Source organism: Microbacterium sp. Leaf351 (assembly GCF_001423825.1).
GTDB classification, from domain to species: domain Bacteria; phylum Actinomycetota; class Actinomycetes; order Actinomycetales; family Microbacteriaceae; genus Microbacterium; species Microbacterium ginsengisoli.
On sequence record NZ_LMPK01000038.1, the window covers coordinates 24,326 to 27,253 of the forward strand.

The 2,928-nt window shown below is 70.2% G+C and carries 4 protein-coding genes; 2 read left to right on the forward strand and 2 right to left on the reverse strand.

The genetic code is table 11. The features are described 5' to 3' along the window. Positions 1 to 231, forward strand: a 231-nt coding sequence (locus ASG00_RS12865) for a DUF4307 domain-containing protein (RefSeq protein WP_156456263.1), incomplete at its 5' end; no start/stop codon positions are given. 69 nt (positions 232 to 300) lie between these two features. Next, the gene (gene greA / locus ASG00_RS12870; protein ID WP_045248680.1) at positions 301 to 789 is read left to right on the forward strand and encodes a transcription elongation factor GreA; all 489 of its coding nucleotides are present in this window, start codon (positions 301 to 303) and stop codon (positions 787 to 789) included. A 52-nt stretch (positions 790 to 841) separates the two neighbouring features. Here greA and ilvA read toward each other — a convergent pair whose 3' ends face one another. Together ilvA and ASG00_RS12880 are read right to left on the reverse strand one after the other, a co-directional pair. Next, positions 842 to 2,068: a threonine ammonia-lyase gene (gene ilvA / locus ASG00_RS12875; protein WP_045248679.1), complete on the reverse strand. Its 1,227-nt coding sequence runs from the start codon at positions 2,066 to 2,068 to the stop codon at positions 842 to 844. Positions 2,069 to 2,185: 117 nt separating this feature from the next. Further along, positions 2,186 to 2,928: M48 family metallopeptidase (locus ASG00_RS12880; RefSeq protein WP_056210094.1), on the reverse strand; the 743-nt coding region annotated here is incomplete at its 5' end.

A 2,928-nucleotide genomic window follows, 5' to 3' on the forward strand; every position in this document is an offset into this window, starting at 1 on the left:
GCATTCCACCTGGTCGACGACCACACGGTGACCGTGACCTTCCAGATCACCGGTCCCGCCGACAAGGCGATCGCCTGCGTGCTCGAGGCCGATGACGCCGACCACGGCGTGGTCGGCTGGAAGGTCGTGCAGTACCCCGCCTCGGGCACCCACGCGCAGGCGTTCACCGAGCAGATCCCCGTGACGGGCATCGCGACCACGGGTTTTGTCAACACCTGCTGGGTGCCGTAGCCTGTCGGGATCGAATGACGACGCCCTGGCGGGAGCCGGGGCGTCGTGCCGTATGACGAAGGAGACACCGTGTCCACGGAAAACCAGGTGACCTTCCTGACCCAGGAGGCGTACGACCGCCTCGTCGCCGAACTCGAGCACCTGTCCACGACGGGCCGCGAGGAGATCGCCAAGCGCATCGAGGCCGCCCGCGAAGAGGGCGACCTGAAGGAGAACGGCGGCTACCACGCCGCCAAGGACGAGCAGGGCAAGCAGGAGGCGCGCATCCGCACGCTGCAGGCGCTGTTGAAGAGCGCGAAGGTGGGCGACGCGCCCGAGAGCCACGGCGTCGTGGAGCCCGGCACGGTCATCACCGCGCTGGTCGCGGGCGGCGAAGAGGTCTTCCTCCTCGGCAACCGGGAGATCGCCGGAGGCACCGACCTCGACGTCTACAGCGAGGTCTCCCCGCTGGGTTCGTCGATCCTCGGCCTCAAGGAGGGCGAGAAGACCTCCTACACCGCGCCGAACGGCCGCGAGATCGCCGTCGAGATCATCAAGGTCGACACGTTCACGGGCTGAACGCACCGACGTGAGACGGGCCGGTCCCCTCGGGGGCCGGCCCGTCGTCGTCTCAGTCGGCGACGATCGTGGGCTGGAAGCCGGCCTCTTCGAGCGTGCGCAGCACGAGCGCACGGTGCTCGTCACCGCGCGTCTCGACGCTGAGCTGCAGCACGACCTCGCTGATGAGCAGCCCCTGCCCGTGGCGGGTGTGGAGCACCTCGATGACGTTGGCGCCCGCGAGGGCGAGCAGTTCGGAGACGCGGGCGAGCTGGCCGGGACGATCGGGCAGCGGGATGCGCAGGCTCGTGTAGCGATTGGATGCCGCGAGCCCATGCGCGACGACGCGCTGCAGCAGCAGCGGGTCGATGTTGCCGCCCGAGAGGATGGCGACGGTCGGTCCGTCGGCGGGCACCTTTCCGGTGAGGATGGCGGCGACGCCGACCGCGCCGGCGGGCTCGACGACCTGCTTCGCGCGCTCGAGGAGCACGAGGATGGCCCGGGCGATGTCGTCGTCGCTGACGGTGACGACCTCGTCGACGTAGCGCTGCACGAGCGCGAAGGGGATGTCACCGGGGCGCTTGACCGCGATGCCATCGGCGATCGTCGGCGTCGTGTCGACCTCGAGCGGTTCGCCCGCCGCGATCGACGAGGGGTAGGCGGCCGAGTTCTCGGCCTGCACGCCGATGATCCGCACCTCGCGGCCTTCGGCGGCCGCACGCAGCTTGATGGCGGCGGCGACACCCGAGATGAGGCCTCCCCCGCCGATGCCGAGCACGACCGTCCGGACGTCGGGCACCGCGTCGAATACTTCGAGGCCGAGTGTGCCCTGCCCGAGGATCACATCGAGGTGGTCGAAGGGGTGGATGAACACGGCCCCGGTGCGCTCGGCGAACTCGGCGGCGAGGCGCAGCGGCGTCTCGACGGTCGGCCCGTCGAGCACGACGTCGGCGCCGTAGCCGCGGGTGGCGAGGAGCTTGGGCACGGGGACGCCCAGAGGCATGAAGATCGTCGCCGGGATGCCGAGGCGCTGGGCGGCGAGCGCCACGCCCTGCGCGTGGTTTCCGGCCGATGCAGCGACGACGCCGCGGGCCCGCTCCTCCTCGCTCAACCGGGAGAGCCGGTAGGCGGCGCCGCGGATCTTGAACGAGCCGGTGCGCTGCAGGTTCTCCAGCTTCAGGTGCACCGGGGCGCCGAGCACCTCGGAGAGGAAGTGCGAGCTGTCCACGGGGGTGGTGGCGATCAGCGGAGCCAGGGTGGCTGCGGCATCCTCGAACTCGGCAAGTGTCGGCTCGCTCACGCGGGAGTCCTCCTCGGGCACGGCCCGTCGACCTGACGCCGCGGCTGCGAGCGCCCATCGACTCAGTCTAGGGTCGGGTGCATTCCGCTTCGGGCGTGCGTCTGGGCGCCGTCCTGGTCAGAACTTTCCGCCCATCTCGTGCAGGCGCTCGACCCGATCGGGGATGGGCGGATGCGTCGCGAACAGGCGCGACATCCCTCCGCCGCGCAGCGGATTCGCGATCCACAGATGCGCCATGGAGGTGTTCGGCTTCTGCAGCACGGTGCTCGCGCCCTCGAGCTTCTCAAGCGCCGATGCGAGACCCTCGGGGTCACGGGTCGTGAGGGCGCTGGTCGCGTCGGCGAGGTATTCGCGCTGACGGGAGATCGCGGCCTGCACGCCCGCCGCGAGCAGCGGCGCGACGATCGCGGCGACGAGCCCGAACACGAGGAACAGCGCCTGGGCCTGCGCGTTGTTGCTGTTGTTGCGGCGCATGCTTCCGAAGAACGCCATGCGCATGAGCATGTCGGCGATGAGGCCGACGGCGACGACGAGACCGAAGACGAGCAGCGACACCCGGATGTCGTAGTTGCGGATGTGGCCGAGCTCGTGCGCGAGCACGCCTTCGAGCTCACGGTCGGTCATCAGCTCGAAGAGCCCGGTGGTCACGGTGATCGCGGCCTTGTCGGGCGAGCGGCCCGTGGCGAAGGCGTTCGGCGCCGGGTCGTCGACGACGTAGAGCGTCGGCATCGGCGTGCCTGTCGTGATGCACAGGTTCTCGACGAGCCGGTAGTACCGCGGCGCCTGCTCGCGCGTGACCTCGAACGCACCCGAGAGCGCGAGTGCCTCACGGCTGGCGGCGAAGTACTGGATGCCGGCGT